At 75.9% G+C, this 14,158-nt stretch carries 16 protein-coding genes, 1 tRNA gene and 1 pseudogene; 10 read left to right on the top strand and 8 right to left on the bottom strand.

The window, feature by feature from the left end; genetic code table 11:
* Window positions 1-4: 4 nt before the first annotated feature.
* Window positions 5-280 carry a DUF2277 domain-containing protein gene (locus WAB14_RS11765; RefSeq protein ID WP_340269998.1) on the bottom strand — a complete coding sequence of 92 codons (276 nt, stop codon included), beginning with the start codon at window positions 278-280 and terminating at the stop codon, window positions 5-7.
* Window positions 281-334: 54 nt separating this feature from the next.
* Between WAB14_RS11765 and WAB14_RS11760 the strand changes: the two genes are divergently transcribed.
* Entirely contained in the window at window positions 335-883 is a 549-nt protein-coding gene (locus tag WAB14_RS11760; RefSeq protein ID WP_340269997.1) for a 2'-5' RNA ligase family protein, read from the top strand.
* A 4-nt stretch (window positions 884-887) separates the two neighbouring features.
* Here WAB14_RS11760 and WAB14_RS11755 read toward each other — a convergent pair whose 3' ends face one another.
* Window positions 888-1,622, bottom strand: coding sequence for a Type 1 glutamine amidotransferase-like domain-containing protein (locus WAB14_RS11755; RefSeq protein ID WP_340269996.1), 735 nt, complete (start codon window positions 1,620-1,622; stop codon window positions 888-890).
* Window positions 1,619-3,328: a helicase HerA-like domain-containing protein gene (locus WAB14_RS11750; protein WP_340269995.1), complete on the bottom strand. Its 1,710-nt coding sequence runs from the start codon at window positions 3,326-3,328 to the stop codon at window positions 1,619-1,621. The genes WAB14_RS11755 and WAB14_RS11750 overlap by 4 nt, the downstream gene beginning before the upstream one ends.
* 92 nt (window positions 3,329-3,420) lie before the next feature.
* Between WAB14_RS11750 and WAB14_RS11745 the strand changes: the two genes are divergently transcribed.
* The 4 genes and pseudogenes from WAB14_RS11745 (at window position 3,421) to WAB14_RS18255 (ending at window position 6,080) form a co-directional block, all read left to right on the top strand.
* Window positions 3,421-3,975: a TetR family transcriptional regulator gene (locus WAB14_RS11745; RefSeq protein WP_340269993.1), complete on the top strand. Its 555-nt coding sequence runs from the start codon at window positions 3,421-3,423 to the stop codon at window positions 3,973-3,975.
* Between the two features lie 66 nt (window positions 3,976-4,041).
* Window positions 4,042-4,500: a hypothetical protein gene (locus WAB14_RS11740; RefSeq protein WP_340269991.1), complete on the top strand. Its 459-nt coding sequence runs from the start codon at window positions 4,042-4,044 to the stop codon at window positions 4,498-4,500.
* 138 nt (window positions 4,501-4,638) lie between these two features.
* Window positions 4,639-5,814, top strand: a pseudogene (locus WAB14_RS11735) (PP2C family protein-serine/threonine phosphatase); the annotation flags it as partial.
* A complete protein-coding gene (locus WAB14_RS18255) occupies window positions 5,796-6,080 on the top strand; it encodes a SpoIIE family protein phosphatase (RefSeq protein WP_377003022.1) in 285 nt (94 codons plus the stop codon). The pseudogene WAB14_RS11735 and the gene WAB14_RS18255, both read left to right, overlap by 19 nt.
* Window positions 6,081-6,170: 90 nt before the next feature.
* Here WAB14_RS18255 and WAB14_RS11730 read toward each other — a convergent pair whose 3' ends face one another.
* From WAB14_RS11730 to WAB14_RS11715, 4 genes are all read right to left on the bottom strand, one after another.
* The gene (locus WAB14_RS11730) at window positions 6,171-6,653 is read right to left on the bottom strand and encodes a hypothetical protein (protein WP_340269987.1); all 483 of its coding nucleotides are present in this window, start codon (window positions 6,651-6,653) and stop codon (window positions 6,171-6,173) included.
* Window positions 6,654-6,884: 231 nt separating this feature from the next.
* Window positions 6,885-6,974: transfer RNA gene (locus WAB14_RS11725), tRNA-Ser, on the bottom strand.
* 305 nt (window positions 6,975-7,279) lie between these two features.
* Window positions 7,280-7,714: a nucleoside deaminase gene (locus WAB14_RS11720; RefSeq protein WP_340269985.1), complete on the bottom strand. Its 435-nt coding sequence runs from the start codon at window positions 7,712-7,714 to the stop codon at window positions 7,280-7,282.
* A 26-nt stretch (window positions 7,715-7,740) separates the two neighbouring features.
* Entirely contained in the window at window positions 7,741-8,295 is a 555-nt protein-coding gene (locus WAB14_RS11715) for a tRNA adenosine deaminase-associated protein (RefSeq protein WP_340269983.1), read from the bottom strand.
* A gap of 84 nt (window positions 8,296-8,379) precedes the next feature.
* On the opposite strand from WAB14_RS11715, the gene upp reads away from it, so the two are divergent.
* The 5 genes from upp to WAB14_RS11690 all read left to right on the top strand — a co-directional run bounded on the left by upp (window position 8,380) and on the right by WAB14_RS11690 (window position 12,354).
* Complete coding sequence (gene upp / locus WAB14_RS11710; protein ID WP_340269981.1) at window positions 8,380-9,015, top strand: uracil phosphoribosyltransferase; 636 nt, start codon at window positions 8,380-8,382, stop codon at window positions 9,013-9,015.
* Window positions 9,016-9,135: 120 nt separating this feature from the next.
* Window positions 9,136-9,330 (top strand): hypothetical protein, encoded by a 195-nt coding sequence (locus WAB14_RS11705; RefSeq protein ID WP_340269979.1) that lies wholly within the window; start codon window positions 9,136-9,138, stop codon window positions 9,328-9,330.
* 5 nt (window positions 9,331-9,335) lie between these two features.
* Window positions 9,336-10,352 carry a PH domain-containing protein gene (locus tag WAB14_RS11700; protein WP_340269977.1) on the top strand — a complete coding sequence of 339 codons (1,017 nt, stop codon included), beginning with the start codon at window positions 9,336-9,338 and terminating at the stop codon, window positions 10,350-10,352.
* The gene (locus WAB14_RS11695; RefSeq protein WP_340269975.1) at window positions 10,349-11,815 is read left to right on the top strand and encodes a bifunctional adenosylcobinamide kinase/adenosylcobinamide-phosphate guanylyltransferase; all 1,467 of its coding nucleotides are present in this window, start codon (window positions 10,349-10,351) and stop codon (window positions 11,813-11,815) included. Before WAB14_RS11700 ends, WAB14_RS11695 begins: the two co-directional genes overlap by 4 nt.
* Window positions 11,816-11,916: 101 nt before the next feature.
* Window positions 11,917-12,354: an OsmC family peroxiredoxin gene (locus tag WAB14_RS11690; protein ID WP_340269973.1), complete on the top strand. Its 438-nt coding sequence runs from the start codon at window positions 11,917-11,919 to the stop codon at window positions 12,352-12,354.
* Between the two features lie 26 nt (window positions 12,355-12,380).
* On the opposite strand, the gene WAB14_RS11685 is transcribed toward WAB14_RS11690, so the two are convergent.
* Window positions 12,381-14,147: a lytic transglycosylase domain-containing protein gene (locus WAB14_RS11685; RefSeq protein WP_340269971.1), complete on the bottom strand. Its 1,767-nt coding sequence runs from the start codon at window positions 14,145-14,147 to the stop codon at window positions 12,381-12,383.
* Window positions 14,148-14,158 lie beyond the last annotated feature (11 nt).

The raw sequence follows: 14,158 nt of genomic DNA, 5'->3' as shown, positions 1-14,158 counted from the left end.
GCGCTCAGGGGGTGAGCCCGAGCCTCGCCCGCACCTCCGGGCGGCGCAGCGGGGGCACGGTCGCCGGCGGCTGCCGCCGCTCGGGCAGCGCCGCGAGCAGGTCGCGCGTCACGGCGGCGACCTGAGCCACCGCCGCCTCGTACGCGGCCGCCGCGCGAGCGTCGACGGGCGGGCGCGTCAGCCCGCTCACCTTCCGCACGTACTGCCGCGCCGCCGCGGCCACCTCGTCGTCGGTCGCGGGCGGCTCGAGGCCCCGCAGCTCGGTGATGTTCCGGCACACGACGGCCATGCTGCTGCGTGGGCGGCGCCGGGTCGAGGGGGCGAGGATCGGATCGTGGTCCAGTCGGTCGAGCTCCTGCCGTCGCCCACCGTCGAGGCGTGGGTGCGCGACCAGTGGCGCGCGCTCGTCGAGGCCGGGCTGTCGAGCCTCGCGAACCACCAGGGCGAGACCAACCGCCCGCACGTCACGCTCGCCGTCGCGCAGTCGGTCGACGCCGACGCCGAGGCACGTCTCGACGACGCCCTCGCCCTCTGGCCGCAGGCCGTCGTGCGGCTCGGCGGGCTCGTCGTCTTCGGGCCGCAGGGCCGGGACGGGCGCTGCGTCCTCGCCCGGCTCGTCGTGCCGTCCCAGTCCCTGCTCGCGCTGCAGGAGCGCGTCGCGGCCGCGTGGCGGCACGCGGAGGGCGTGCCGTGGACGACCCGGACGGGGGCGTGGACACCGCACGTCACCCTCGCGATGCGCCTCACGCCGGAGCAGGTCGGCCAGGCTGTCGCCGTGGTCGGCCGGTGGCGGCCCCTCGACGAGCCCGGCCCCCCGACCGGGGTGCGGCGCTGGGACGGGGACGCCCGGCGGGAGTGGTGGCTCGCACGGTCGCCCGGGTAGTCGCTCAGGCGCGCAGCCCGTGGACCTCGACGGACGTCCCGACGAGGTGCTCCTGCCGGCCGTGGTCGAGCAGCAGCCAGGCGGCGGCGCGTCCGACGACGTCCCACCGGGACGGCCCCCCGACGAGGGCGGTGTCCTCGTCGATGCCGACGACGACGGCGCCGGGGTCGCGCTGGTGGCCGACGACGGAGCCGAGCAGCCGCGCCCCGAAACGGTCGAAGTGCGGCACGACCGCGAGGCCAGGCAGGACCCCGAGTCCCTCGACGTGGCCGGACAGGGGGTGGCGGACGTCGGGCACGCTGCCACAGAGCGCCATCGCGCCGGCGCTGCAGCCGGCGAGGGCCGCGCCCGCGCGCCACTCCCGCTCGATCGCCGCCCAGACGGCGGTGCCGCGGAGGGTCTCGGCGAGGAACTTCGGGTTGCCCCCGGACAGGTACACGAGGCCCGCGCCCTCGACGAGCGCGGCGAGACCCGGGTCGTCGGCGCTCACCCGGTCGACGACGGGAACCACGACCTGCTCGACGCCGAGCCGCTCGGCCGCGCGCCGTCCCAGCTCGTGCCAGCGGGCCAGGGACCGCTGCCCCTCGGGGGCCGCGGCCGTCGCGAGCTGCACGTAGCGCGGCGCGCGCCCGTCGAGCAGCCGCGCCTCCACCTCGTGCATCGCGGGCAGGTACTCCCCGGACCCGACGAGGGCGACGGGCCCTGGAGCGCCCGGACCGCCCCAGGGCGCCCCGCTCACCGTCGTCGCCGCCGGGCCGTGCCGAGGACCGTCCGCATGATCTCCCGGCCGAGGACGGTCCCGGCGGAACGGAGGAAGCTCCGCACGGCCGGGGAGCCCATGACGTCGCCCAGCGGCCCACCCGGGTCCGGCGCCGGCGGGGTCGGTCGCCGGCGCGCCGGACGCGTCGGCGTCCGCGCCGGCTCCCGGTCGGGGACGTCGTCCCAGCCCTGCCCGGGTCCGGGCAGGTCGACCGACGGTTGGGGGGTCGGTTCCGGTTGCGGCTCCAGCGGCGTCGCGGCGGGCTCCGCGGCGGCGAGGCGACCGGTGAGCCGCTCGTAGGCGGACTCCCGGTCGACGGCCGTGCCGTACTCCGCCTGCAGCGGGGAGGCGGCGATGGTGGCGGCGACGACGTCGTCGGGGGCGGGCGACATCGAGCCCTCGGGCGCCCGGAGCATCGTCCACGCGACCGGCGTCGGTGCGCCGCGCTCGGACAGCACCGTGACGACGGCCTCACCCGTCCCGAGCGTCGTGAGGAGCTCCTCGAGGTCGTAGTCGCTGCGCGGGAACGTCGACACCGTCGCACGAAGGGCCTTCGCGTCGTCCGGGGTGTAGGCGCGCAGCCCGTGCTGCACCCGGTTGCCGAGTTGCGCGAGCACGTCACCCGGCACGTCCTTCGGGGTCTGCGTGACGAAGACGATCCCGACACCCTTCGAGCGGATGAGGCGCACCGTCTGCACGACCTGCGTGAGGAAGGCCTTCGGCGCGTCGGTGAACAGCAGGTGCGCCTCGTCGAAGAAGAACACGAGCTTCGGCTCGTCGAGGTCGCCGACCTCCGGCAGCTCCTGGAACAGCTCGGCGAGCAGCCACAGGAGGAACGTGCTGAACAGCGCCGGCCGGTCCTGCACGGCCGCGAGCTCCAGGCACGTGACGACGCCACGGCCGTCGTCGCCCGTCCGCATGAGGTCGGCGACGTCGAGCTCGGGCTCGCCGAAGAACGCCTCCGCCCCGGCGGCCGCGAACGTCACGAGCTCGCGCAGGATGACGCCCGCGGTCGCCGGGCTGAGCCCACCGAGCCCCTCGAGGTCCGCCTTCCCCTCGTCGGAGACGAGGTGCTGGACGACGGCCCGCAGGTCGGCGAGGTCGAGCAGCGGCAGCCCGGCGGTGTCGGCGTAGTGGAAGACGAGAGCGAGGCTCGAGGTCTGCGTCTCGTTGAGGTCGAGGACCTTCGCGAGCAGCTGCGGGCCGAAGCTCGTCACGGTGGCGCGGACCGGCACTCCGGCGCCGATCCCGCCGAGGGCGAGGAACTCGGTCGGTCGGCCGCGGGGCTGCCAGTCCTGCCCGAGGGCCTCGGTGCGGGCCGTGAGCCGGTCGCTGCTCGTGCCCGGCACGGCGATGCCGGACAGGTCGCCCTTGATGTCGGCGAGGAACACCGGCACGCCGTGGTCGCTCAGCTGCTCGGCCATGACCTGCAGCGTCTTCGTCTTGCCGGTGCCCGTGGCGCCCGCGACGAGGCCGTGACGGTTGAGGGTCGCGAGCGGCAGCCGGACGGCGGCCTCGGGTCGGGGCGCGGGGGGCGCGCCCGGCTGCCCGCCGGGCACGAGGAGGGCACCGAGCTCGATCGCCGGGCCGGCAGTGGCGTACCCGGCGCGGACGAGCTCGACGTGCGGGTCCGGGTCGGTCGTGGAGGCGTCGGTGGAGGCGTCGGGTGCGGCGGCGTCGCTCACTCGCTGATGGTGCCCCACTCACCGCGCCGACGGCACGGCTCGAGGCCCCGTCACGTCGTCCTGAGCCGCACCGCTGCGCCTAGCATCAGCCGGTGGGACACCGGCTTACACGCGAGGACGTCGTCGACGCCGCCGTGCGCGCCGCGGTCTCCGGCGGGCTCAGCAGCCTGTCCTTCCGAACGGTCGCCGCGGAAGCCGGCACGAGCGACCGCATGGTCGTCTACTACCTGCCCGACAAGGCGACCCTGCTGACGGCGGTGCTCACCCACGTCGGGGAGCGGCTCCGAGGCGTCCTCGCGGCGTCCCTGCCCGAGGACGCCGGACGGGGTCTGCGGCCGCACGACGTCCTGCGCGCCTCCCGGCCGGTCTTCACCGACCCCGCGAACGGTCCCGTGCTGCGGCTCTTCCTCGAGGCGGTCGGGCTCGGCGCCGCCCGCGTCGCGCCCTTCGACGTCGTGGTCCCGCAGCTGCTCGCGGGGTGGGTGGCGTGGCTGGAGCCGCACATGGGCCCGACCGCGGCGCCGGGCAGCGCGGCCGCGACGGTCGCCACCGTCGACGGGCTCCTCATCGTGTCCGCGCTGCTGGGGGAGGACGCCGGACGCGCGGCGTGGGACGCCGTCCTCGACGGGGCGACGACACGACGCTGATCCCTTGCCGCCGCACGGGCTCGCCCCTATTTTGTAGTGGCCACTACACAATGCGGGAGAGAACAAATGCGGACGTACGGGGCACACAGGGCGTGGCTGCTCGTCTCGGCGGTGCTGATCGGCGGCTTCGGCCCCGTCTTCGCCCTGGGCGCGACCGAGTCGACCGCCGCGGCGGCGCGGTGGACCCTCGACCTGCTCGACTGGCCCGTCGACGGCGCCGCGAGCTACGACGCCGCGACGACCCGTTTCCTCTCGGCGCTCACCGGCGGGTTCCTCCTCGGCTGGGGCGTCATGGTGCTGTGCCTGCGCCAGTGGGTGTTCGACGTCGCGCCCGAGGGCGTCCGTCGCTCGCTCGTCGTGGGCGCCTCGTCGTGGTTCGTGCTCGACAGCGCCGGCTCCCTCGCAGCCGGCGCTGCGAGCAACGTGCTGTTCAACGTCGCCGTCCTCCTGCTCGTGGTCGGTCCCATGTGGCTGCCCGCGAGGGACGGCGCGCACCTGCCGACGCCGAGCACCACCCGATCGTGATCGACCGCCACGTCTCGGCGACGGGGTTCCCGCCCGACCACGAGTTCGACGTGATCGTCCGGTCGTCGATGCGGGAGAACGCGACGTAGCAGACGTCGTCGGCCTGCACGGCGGGCGCCGCGGACCGTACCGTGGGGCATGGCGTGGGACCGCCGGGTCGCGTGGGCAGCGCTGTGGATCACGGCTCTGCTCGTCCTCACCGTCCTCACGATCACCACCGACGCCGTGCTCGTGTCCTCGCTCGGGATCGTCGTCGTGGTCGCGGGTCTGGTGAGTCCACCCCGGGTGGTGCTCGCCACGGCGGTCGTCGCCGTGGCGTGCGCGGTGCTGCTCGTGCTGGCAGGGGCGGTTCCCGGGCAGGGGTGGTGGCGCGTCGGGAACGTCGCGATCGGCTCGGGGCTTGGGATCGCGGCAGCGGGCTCCCGGCACCTCATGCTCCGCCGCATCCGCCGCCTGCAGGAGCGGGACGCCGCCCTCCTGGCGGCGCTCCCCGACGCGGTGCTCCTCGTGGACGACGGCGGTCGCGTCAGCTACGCCAACGACGCGAGCCAGGCACTGCTCGCCCCCGGCGGCGGACTCGTCGGGCACCTGCTGCACGACGTCGTCGTCCACGACGGCACGACCGGCGGCCCCTGCGACGGCCACTGCGCCCTCACCGGCTCGGCGGAGCGGACCGAGGCCCGGGCCCGGCTCGGCGACCGTCTCACCGTCGCCGACGGCCGCACCGTCGTCGTCGACTGGGAGGTGGAGCCGCTCGACGACGCGGTCTCGGGCGGAGCCGTCGTCGTGCTCCGGGACGCCGAGGAGCGGCTCGCACAGGAACGGCGCGTCGGTGAGCTCGCCGCCGCACGGCAGGAGTCGGCGCTCCGGCAGCACTACCTCGACGTCCTGGGGCGCGCCCTGCGGCCACCCCCACCGACGGTGCCGGGCCTCGAGATCGCCGTCGCGTACCGCGCGGCGGAGGACGGCGCCCCGACCGGGGGCGACCTCCACGAGGGTCTCGTCCTCGCCGACGGGCGTCTGTTCCTCCTCGTCGTCGACGCCGCCGGGCACGGCGTCGGCTCCACGCGGGCGGCGCTGCAGGTCGCGCACGCGGCCCGGACGCTCGTCGGGCGTGGCGTCGCGCTCGTCGACCTCGCCCGGGCGGTCGACGACGCCGCACCCGAGGAGGCCGGGCAGTCACCGCCGACCGCGTCCTTCGTCGCGGCGACCGTCGACCCGGTGACCGGCGACGTCGAGGTGGCCGGTGCCGGGCACCCGCCGGCGCTCGTCCTCCGCGGCGACGGCCGTACCGAGTGGCTGGAGTCCGACGGGCGTCCCGTCGGGTACCCGTTCGCCGGGACGGAGTCCGTCGCCCGGACCGGCCGGAGCGCGGTGACACGCTGCTGCTCTACACCGACGGCCTCATCGAGGGCACGGGTGACCTGGAGGCCGGTCTCGCCGCACTCGGCTCGCACGCCCGGACCCTCCGCTCCCGCACGACGGAGGTGCTCGCGGAGCGACTCGTCGAGCTGCTCCGCGCGGACGCCCGCCACCTCGACGACACCCTCGTCCTCGCCGCGCGCCGCGTGGGGGACTGACCGGCGGCTCGGACGTCAGGATCCGTGAGAGGTCACCTGTGTGCACGACACGCCGGCGTGTCGTCGTACCGGTGACCTCTCACGGCGCGATCAGTCGCCGTCGGCGGGGCGATCCGGTGGCAGGCGGGTCCGGAGTGCCTCGCGTCGGTAGTGCTCGAGCAGCGCGACGACACGCCACGCCGGTATGCCGGCCACCCAGGCGGGGACGTCCACGGTCTCCCGCTTCCAGGCCCCGACCTCCTGCCAGTACTCCTGGTCCGGTGTGGTCGGCAGGAGGTACGTCGTCGCCGCGGGGAGCCCTACCGCATCGTGGAGGCGGAACGAGGCGACGTCGACCCACGCGAGCCGACGGCCCCGTCCCCACCGCACGCCCTCCGCGTCGAGGCGCAGCCGACCCGGGACGAGCCCGAGCCAGGCACTCGCGAGCAGTGCCGCACCGGCGCCCGCGAGACACGCGAGCGCGAGCGCCCGCTCACCGACGACGTCGAAGTGGAGAGCGGCGCTGCCGGAGATCACCGCGATGTACACCAGCCGCACGCCGCGCCCCCGCCACCACGAGAGCCGCCACACCACCGGGAGCGGCTCCGGCGGGGGCGGTCCGCGGAAGGTCGACCGCGCCGTCGACGCGGCGCCTCGCCCCGTCGCCCGCGAGCTCCCCGTCACACGCGGAGCTTGTCGCACCCGGGCCGTGCTGCGCCGGGGATCGCAGTCGCCCCCACCCAGGCGGCGGACACCGCGTCACAGCGACGCCGCGAGACATGGACGCCGGGCCCCGTAGGACCCGGCGTCGGCCGGCTGGCCGGCTGGCGGTGACGGTGGGATTTGAACCCACGGAGGAGTTGCCCCCTCACACGCTTTCGAGGCGTGCTCCTTAGGCCGCTCGGACACGTCACCGCCGACGAGGGTACCGGGCGCCGTGCAGTGCCTCGACCCTCCCCGAGCTCCGACGTCTCGACATCACCACACGACGAGACGTCCGTCGAAGCGAGGGACCGCGTTCCTCGTACCGGAGGACGTGTACCGGTCGCTGATCGAGACCGCCTGCCTGCAGGCGTCGCCCGCCAACGCCGACCACCTCCGGAGGAGCATCTCCGACTACCGCGCCGGGCGGGCCGCCCATCCGCTTCACACCGGACGGTTGGCGGGACCACACGCCCTGGGTGGGCGACCGCAAGACGCTGCTTACGCCTGGTCCCGGCTCACCGTCGGGACGCGAAGAACCCTCGCAGCAGCTCCCCCGACTCCGCCGCCCGCACGCCGCCGACGACCTCCACCCGGTGCAGCGACAGCGGGTCCCTGGCGAGGTCCCACACCGACCCGCACGCGCCCGCCTTGTCGTCCCAGGCAGCGAAGACCACCCGCGCGACGCGCGCCGCCACCAGCGCCCCCGTGCACATGACGCACGGTTCGAGCGTCACGACGACGGTCGCCCCGCCGAGGCGCCAGCCGTCACCGAGGGCCCCGGCGGCCGATCGGAGCGCCTCGACCTCGGCGTGCGCGGTGGCGTCGCCGAGCTCCTCCCGCCGGTTACGACCGGATCCGACGACGTCGCCGGACGGGCCGAGCACGACCGCGCCCACCGGCACGTCGCCGTGCCCGACGCACTCCCGTGCGAGCGCGAGGGCCCGCTCCATCGCCTCGTCGAGGCCGGGACCCAGGTTCAGCGCAGCGTCTCCAGCAGGTCGAGGAACCCGACCCGCTCCCCGATCTCCGTGAGCGCCCGGGCGGGGTCGTCGGCGTCGTCCTCGACGACCTGCTTGAGGGCCTCGCCACCGATGCCCATGTCCTCGAGCACCGACAGGTCACCCGCCCACGGCACCTCGGTGACCTTGGGCGCGTCCTCCTCCGAGACGGGCGCGGCGGGCTCGTCCTCGTCGTAGCCGCCGCCGAAGCCGTCGTCGTCGGGCACGAGGCCCGCGGCGCGCAGCGAGCCGGCGTCGGACCACACGTCCGGGTCCGCGAACACCCCGGAGAACGTCGAGGCCCGCGCCGCCGGCAGGTCGGAGACGAAGACGCGCGCGTCGTCGTCCCCGTCGACGCGCACGAGGGCGAACCACTCGTCCTCGCGTTCCAGCACGACGAGACCCGTTCCGCCGTCCACCTGCTCCCGCACCGTGTCGACGAGCTCCTCGAGCGAGTCGACCTCCATCAGGTCGGCGTCACGAGAGGACCACGACCGGCCACCGGGCACGAGGAGAGCGGTGAAGTACGACACCCGATCATCCTGGCACTGCCCCTGTGCACCGGGGCAAGTACGTGACGTCACCAACTCGCGGGTCGGGGTCGGTAGCGTTCGGCCATGCGCGTCCACGTCGCCGACCACCCCCTCGTCGCCCACAAGCTGTCGACGCTGCGGGACGAGCAGACGGACTCCCCCACGTTCCGTCGCCTCGTCGAGGAGCTCGTCACCCTCCTCGCGTACGAGGCGACCCGCGACGTCGCCATCGCGCCGGTCGAGGTGACGACCCCGCTCACGACCACGACGGGGGTGCGGCTCGCGAGCCCGAAGCCGATCGTCGTGCCGATCCTGCGAGCGGGCCTCGGGATGCTCGACGGCATGGTGCGGCTGCTGCCGACGGCCGAGGTGGGCTTCCTCGGCATGCTTCGGGACGAGGAGACCCTGCAGCCGCGGACGTACGCCAACCGGCTGCCCGACGACCTGTCCGGACGGCAGTGCTTCGTCCTCGACCCGATGCTCGCGACCGGCGGCACGCTGGCCATGGCCGTCGACTACCTCCACCACAAGGGCGCGCGCACCGTGACCGCGATCTGCCTCCTCGCCGCACCCGAGGGCCTCGAGGCCCTCGAGGCGCACACGGGCGACGACGTCGACCTCACGGTCGTGCTCGCCGGGCTCGACGACCGGCTCGACGAGCGCGGGTTCATCGTCCCCGGGCTCGGGGACGCGGGCGACCGCCTCTACGGCGTCGTCTGACCGCCGTCAGCCGGACGCCCTGCGCGGCGTGGCGGGTGGACTCGGGCCCACGGACGTGAGGATGCTGGGCCCTGCGGCACGGCCGACCGGTCGCCGTGCCCGGACGAAGGGAGGCTCCGCATGCTGAGGCGCGTCCTCAAGTGGGCCTTCTGGATCTTCCTCGTCTTCCTGGTCTACGCGATCTTCAACAGCCCGGCCCAGGCCGCGGCGATCGTCGTCAACGCCTTCGAGGGCATCGGCGCCGCCGGCGGTGCGGTCTTCGCGTTCTTCGACGAGGTCCTCCGGCAGAGCTCCGGCGCCCCCGCCGGCACCTGAGGCGCGTGGCGTTCGGACGCCGCCGACGCGACCGGGACGGTCCGCTCGAGCGGCACACCGGCCCCGATACCGTCATGCAGTCGGGCAGCCCGACCGTGCGCCTGCCCCGGGTGCGCGCCCCGCGGGTCCCCGAGCTCGCACCTCCCCCGGACGGCGCCGACGTCTCCGAGGAGTGGCCGGGCCGGGCCCCGGGCCCGTTCACCCCGCCGCCGGTGCCCCGCGAGTTCGACCTCGTCCGCCGCCGGCTCGGCACGGGACTCGTACCGGGTGAGAAGGTGCTCGTCGCGCAGCACCGGCACCCGGTCGTCCTGCTCGAACCCGTGCTCACGAGCATCGCCGTGCTGCTGCTCATCGGGTGGCTGAGCCCCTACCTGGGCTCTCTCGACGTCGCCCGGGGGGCCCTGCTCGTCGGCTGGCTCGTGCTCGTCGCGCGGGCCGCCTGGCTGTTCGCCGAGTGGGGCCGCGACTGGTTCGTCGTCACCGACCGCCGCCTGCTCCGCCTCCACGGGATCGTCACGACGGAGCGGGACATGATGCCCCTGCAGAAGGTGACGGACATGGCCTTCGAGCGGCCCCTCGTCGGCCGCATCATCGGCTACGGCACCTTCGTGCTCGAGTCGGCCGGACGCGACCAGGCCCTCCGCGAGATCCGCTTCGTCCGGGAGCCGGAGCGCACGTACGAGACGATCTGCGTCCAGATCTTCACCCGACCCGCCCGCCACTACGGACCGGGCGGCGGTCAGGGGTACGGCGCGCAGGGGTACGGGACCCAGGCGTACGGCGGGTCCGGCGAACCGGAGAGGGAGGAGCCGCGCTCGCGCCCGGTGCGCGAGGCGGAGCCCGCGACGGCGCGACGCGGCGACAGCGGGAGCCGGTCCGACGACTCCGAGCGGTCCGAGCGGTCCGAGCGGTCCGAGCGGTCCGAGCGGTCCGAACGGTCCGAGGGGTCCGGGCGGTCCGCGCGGTCCGGTCGGCGCTGGTCCCGCGGACGCGAGGACGCCGGGCCCGGCCGCGGCCGATGAGCCGCCTCGTCCTGCTCGGGACCGGCTCCGCCGACGGGTGGCCCAACGCCTTCTGCACGTGCGCGTCGTGCCAGGACGCCCGCACCCGGGACGCCGTACGCGGCCAGAGCAGCGCCCTGCTCGACGGGACCGTCCTGCTCGACTGCGGACCCGAGACGCCCCGCGCGGCCGTCCGGGCCGGGGTCGACCTCGGCGGTGTCCGCGCCGTGCTCCTCACCCACGAGCACCCGGACCACTCCTCACCGGCGGCGCTGCTGTGGCGCGCGTGGACCGGCACCGCCGCGGAGCTCGTGGTCGCCGGCCCGGCCGGTGCCGTGCGGGGGTGGGAGCCCTGGCGGGGACCGGAGGACCCGGTCCGGCTCGTCGAGCTCGACGACGGCGACCACCTGCAGGTGGCGGGACGCGGCGGCTCCTACACGGTGCGGGCGGTCGCCGCCGCGCACGAGGTGGCGACCCTGCACTACGACGTCACGTGCCCCGACGGCACCCGCCTGCTCTACGCGACCGACACCGGCCCCGTGCACGGCGACGCGACGGCGACGCTGACCGGGCGGGCCTACGACCTCGTCGTGCTCGAGGAGACCTTCGGCGACCGGCACGACCACGGCACGCAGCACCTCGACCTGCGCACCTTCCCCCGCGCGCTCGCGGCCCTCCGTGCGATCGGTGCCGTCACGCCCACGACGCGGATCGTCGCGACGCACCTGTCGCACCACAACCCGCCGCTGCCCGAGCTGCGGGAGCGGCTGGCGGCCTGGGGCGCGGAGGTCCACGACGACGGCTCGGTCCTCGACACCGGCGGGCGCGACGACACCAGCCCGCGCGACGACACCAGCCCGCGCGACGACGCCCGCCTGCCCGACGACGCCCGCCTGCGCGACGACACCACCCCCGCGCCCTCGCCGCACCGCACGCTCGTCCTCGGGGGCGCCCGGTCCGGCAAGAGCACGCGCGCCGAGCAGCTCCTCGCCGACCGCGACGACGTCGTGTACGTCGCGACCGCCGGCGCCACGCGGTCGGAGCAGCCCGACGCCGAGTGGGACGCCCGGGTGGCGGCGCACCGGGCCAGGCGCCCCGACTCGTGGCAGACGGTCGAGACCACGGACCTCGTGCCGCTCCTCCGCGCCTCCGGCCCCCCCGTGCTCGTCGACTGCCTCGCCCTGTGGACCACCGCGACCCTCACCCGCTGCGGCGCGTGGGAGGAGACGGCGTGGCGGGCGGGCGACGCGCAGCAGCGGTGGCGGAGCGAGGTCGACTCGCTGCTCGCGGCGTGGCGGACGACTCCACGCACCGTGGTGGCGGTGTCGAACGAGGTCGGCGCGGGCGTCGTGCCCGCCACCTGGTCGGGCCGGCTGTTCCGCGACGAGCTCGGTCGGCTCAACGCCGCCCTGGCGGCAGCGAGCGAGCGGGTGGAGCTCGTCGTCGCGGGACAGGTCGTGCCCCTGCGCGGTCGCGCCGTCTAGTCCGAGGTGCGGGACAGGCCGACGTGACGCACGGTGTCGCTGTCCGACAGGCACCACCGACCGCCACGGCGACCGGCCGCGGCCCGCACCCGAGGAGACCCATGACGAGTCGAGACGCCACCACCCGCTGGTCCGGTGACCTGAAGACCGGGAGCGGGCAGACCAGCCTCGACTCCTCGAACCTCGGGCCCTTCACCGTCTCGTGGCCGGCGCGGGCCGAGGAGCCGGACGGGCTCACGAGCCCGGAGGAGCTCATCGCGGCCGCGCACTCGGCGTGCCTCGCGATGAACCTCACCGGCGTCCTCACGAAGGAGGGCCTCACGGCGGAGCACGTCGAGGTCAGCGCCGAGGTGACCCTCGAGCAGGACCCGGAGGGCGGGTTCCGCATCTCGCGCAGCGCGGTCACCCTGCGCGCGAAGGTGCCGGACGTCGACGCCGACCGCTTCGCGGAGCTCGCCCGCACGGCGGAGCGGACCTGCCCCGTGAGCAAGGCGCTCGCAGGCACCACCATCACGCTCGACGCCGCTCTCGAGGACTGAGACCCCGGGGGCCGGCGTCGTCGGGTCTACGGCTCCCGGGCGGGGTCGAGGACGGCGCCGGTCCGCGGGTCCACCGGTCGGCCGTCGACGACGAGGCACGGCTCGAGGCCCTCGGCGGCGCCGGGCTCGGCGCCCTCGACGGCCACGACGCCGTCGGGGCACGGCGGATAGCACGTGCCGGTCGCCGGGTCCGTCGCCTCGGGCGAACACGCGGCGGGGGCGGTGACGTCACCGCTCGGCGCGGTCGTCGCCTCGCCCGACGCCGGGGCGGCGGACGGCTCGGACGACACCGGGGCGGACGCCTCGGACGACGGCGGCACCGACGGGGTCGCGGACGGCTCCGACGACGGCTCCGGCGACGGCTCCGGCGACGGCGTCGGCGTCGGCGTCGAGGACGGCTCCGTCGTGGGCTCCGCCGACGGCGTCACGACGACCTTGGGTCGCCCGGTCGTCCCGGTGGTCGGCTCGCCGCTCGGCTCCGCGGGCGTCCACCCCTCGTCGGGCGCACCGGTGGACGGCGGGGTCGTCGGCTCACCGGGCGCGCCGACGACCGGCGGGCGCGGCGTCTGCGTCGACGGCGGCACCGGGCGCGGGGAGGTCGTGGGCCGGACCGAGGGTGTCGGCGTCGACGCGGGCACCGAGGGCACCGTGGTGGGGACGCCCGGGGTGGGGACGCCTCCCACCGGTCCGCCGGGTCGGAGCACCGGCGGGGTCCAGCCCGGCGGCAGCGGCGGCAGCGGCGAGACCGGTCCCCCCGCGGGCAGCGGCGAGACGCCACCGGAGCGGTAGCCGCTCGCCGTCGCGAGGACGAGGCTCACGTACTCGGCGGAGTTGTTGTACCTCCGGATGGCCTGCGAGACGTCGGGCCCGCGGAGGTCGACGCCGACCGCGCACAGGTACCGCGCCGCCGCGAGCGCGGCGTCGTCGATGTCCTGCGGGTTGCGCACCCCGTCCCGGTCGCCGTCGCTGCCCCAGCGCGCCCACGTGCCGGGCAGGAACTGCATGGGCCCGAGCGCACGGTCGTAGGCGGTGTCCCCGTCGAGCGCACCGCCGTCGGTGTCCCGGATGACCATGGTGTTGGCGAGGCTGCCGTCGAGGCGCACACCGAGGATGCGGGGGACGGACACACCGTCGGTCGTCACGACGGCGCCGCCGAAGCGACCGTGGTTGGACTCGACCCGTCCGATACCGGCGAGCAGCGCCCAGTCGACGCCGCAGCCGGGTCGTTCACGGCGCAGCACCTCCGCGGCGGCGCGGTACGCGCGCAGCGTGGGCTCGGGGATGCCGCTGGCCGCGAGGCCGCCGGGCACCGCAGACCCCCGGACCTCCTCGCCGCCGGGGATCTCGAAGGGGGCTCCGAACGCGTCGGCGCCCGCGACGACGCCGTCGGGCCAGGTGTCCCAGTCGTACCAGCCGTCCTCGCCGGCGACGCCGGCGGCCGCACCGCCGGGGACGGCGCCGGGCGCCCGCGACTGCCCCGCGGCGGTGTCCCAGCCGGGCGCGGACGCGTCGTGGCGCCAGCCCTCGAGGTCCATGTCGGGTAGTCCGCCGACCCCGGCGGCGAGGACGTCCTGCGGCTGCTCGACGGCCGGGACGGCGCCTCCGGCGGTGGCGGCGCCGAGCGCGACGCTCGCGACCGCGACCAGCGCGACGGCGACCCGACGGACCCGGGGGGCGCCGCTGCCGCGGTGCGCCGCCCGCGCACGGGCCTGGGCGGCAGATGCAGGCGGGGCGGACGACGCGGCGGCGGTCGACGCCTGTCCCGCGGCGTCGCCCGTGCGTCCCCTGGTCATCCGGTCCTCCT

Source organism: Aquipuribacter nitratireducens, assembly GCF_037860835.1.
Lineage (GTDB): Bacteria > Actinomycetota > Actinomycetes > Actinomycetales > JBBAYJ01 > Aquipuribacter > Aquipuribacter nitratireducens.
The sequence above is the reverse complement of the archived record's forward strand: the minus strand, read 5'-3'. Positions and strand labels throughout refer to the sequence as shown.

Coding starts and splice junctions, on each gene's coding strand:
- WAB14_RS11720 (WP_340269985.1), bottom strand. CDS start 7,714: ATGGAGCGGGCCCTCGCGCTCGCACGGGAGTGCGTCGGGCACGGCGAC.
- WAB14_RS11685 (WP_340269971.1), bottom strand. CDS start 14,147: ATGACCAGGGGACGCACGGGCGACGCCGCGGGACAGGCGTCGACCGCC.
- WAB14_RS11740 (WP_340269991.1), top strand. CDS start 4,042: ATGCGGACGTACGGGGCACACAGGGCGTGGCTGCTCGTCTCGGCGGTG.
- WAB14_RS11705 (WP_340269979.1), top strand. CDS start 9,136: ATGCTGAGGCGCGTCCTCAAGTGGGCCTTCTGGATCTTCCTCGTCTTC.
- WAB14_RS11690 (WP_340269973.1), top strand. CDS start 11,917: ATGACGAGTCGAGACGCCACCACCCGCTGGTCCGGTGACCTGAAGACC.
- WAB14_RS11695 (WP_340269975.1), top strand. CDS start 10,349: ATGAGCCGCCTCGTCCTGCTCGGGACCGGCTCCGCCGACGGGTGGCCC.
- upp (WP_340269981.1), top strand. CDS start 8,380: ATGCGCGTCCACGTCGCCGACCACCCCCTCGTCGCCCACAAGCTGTCG.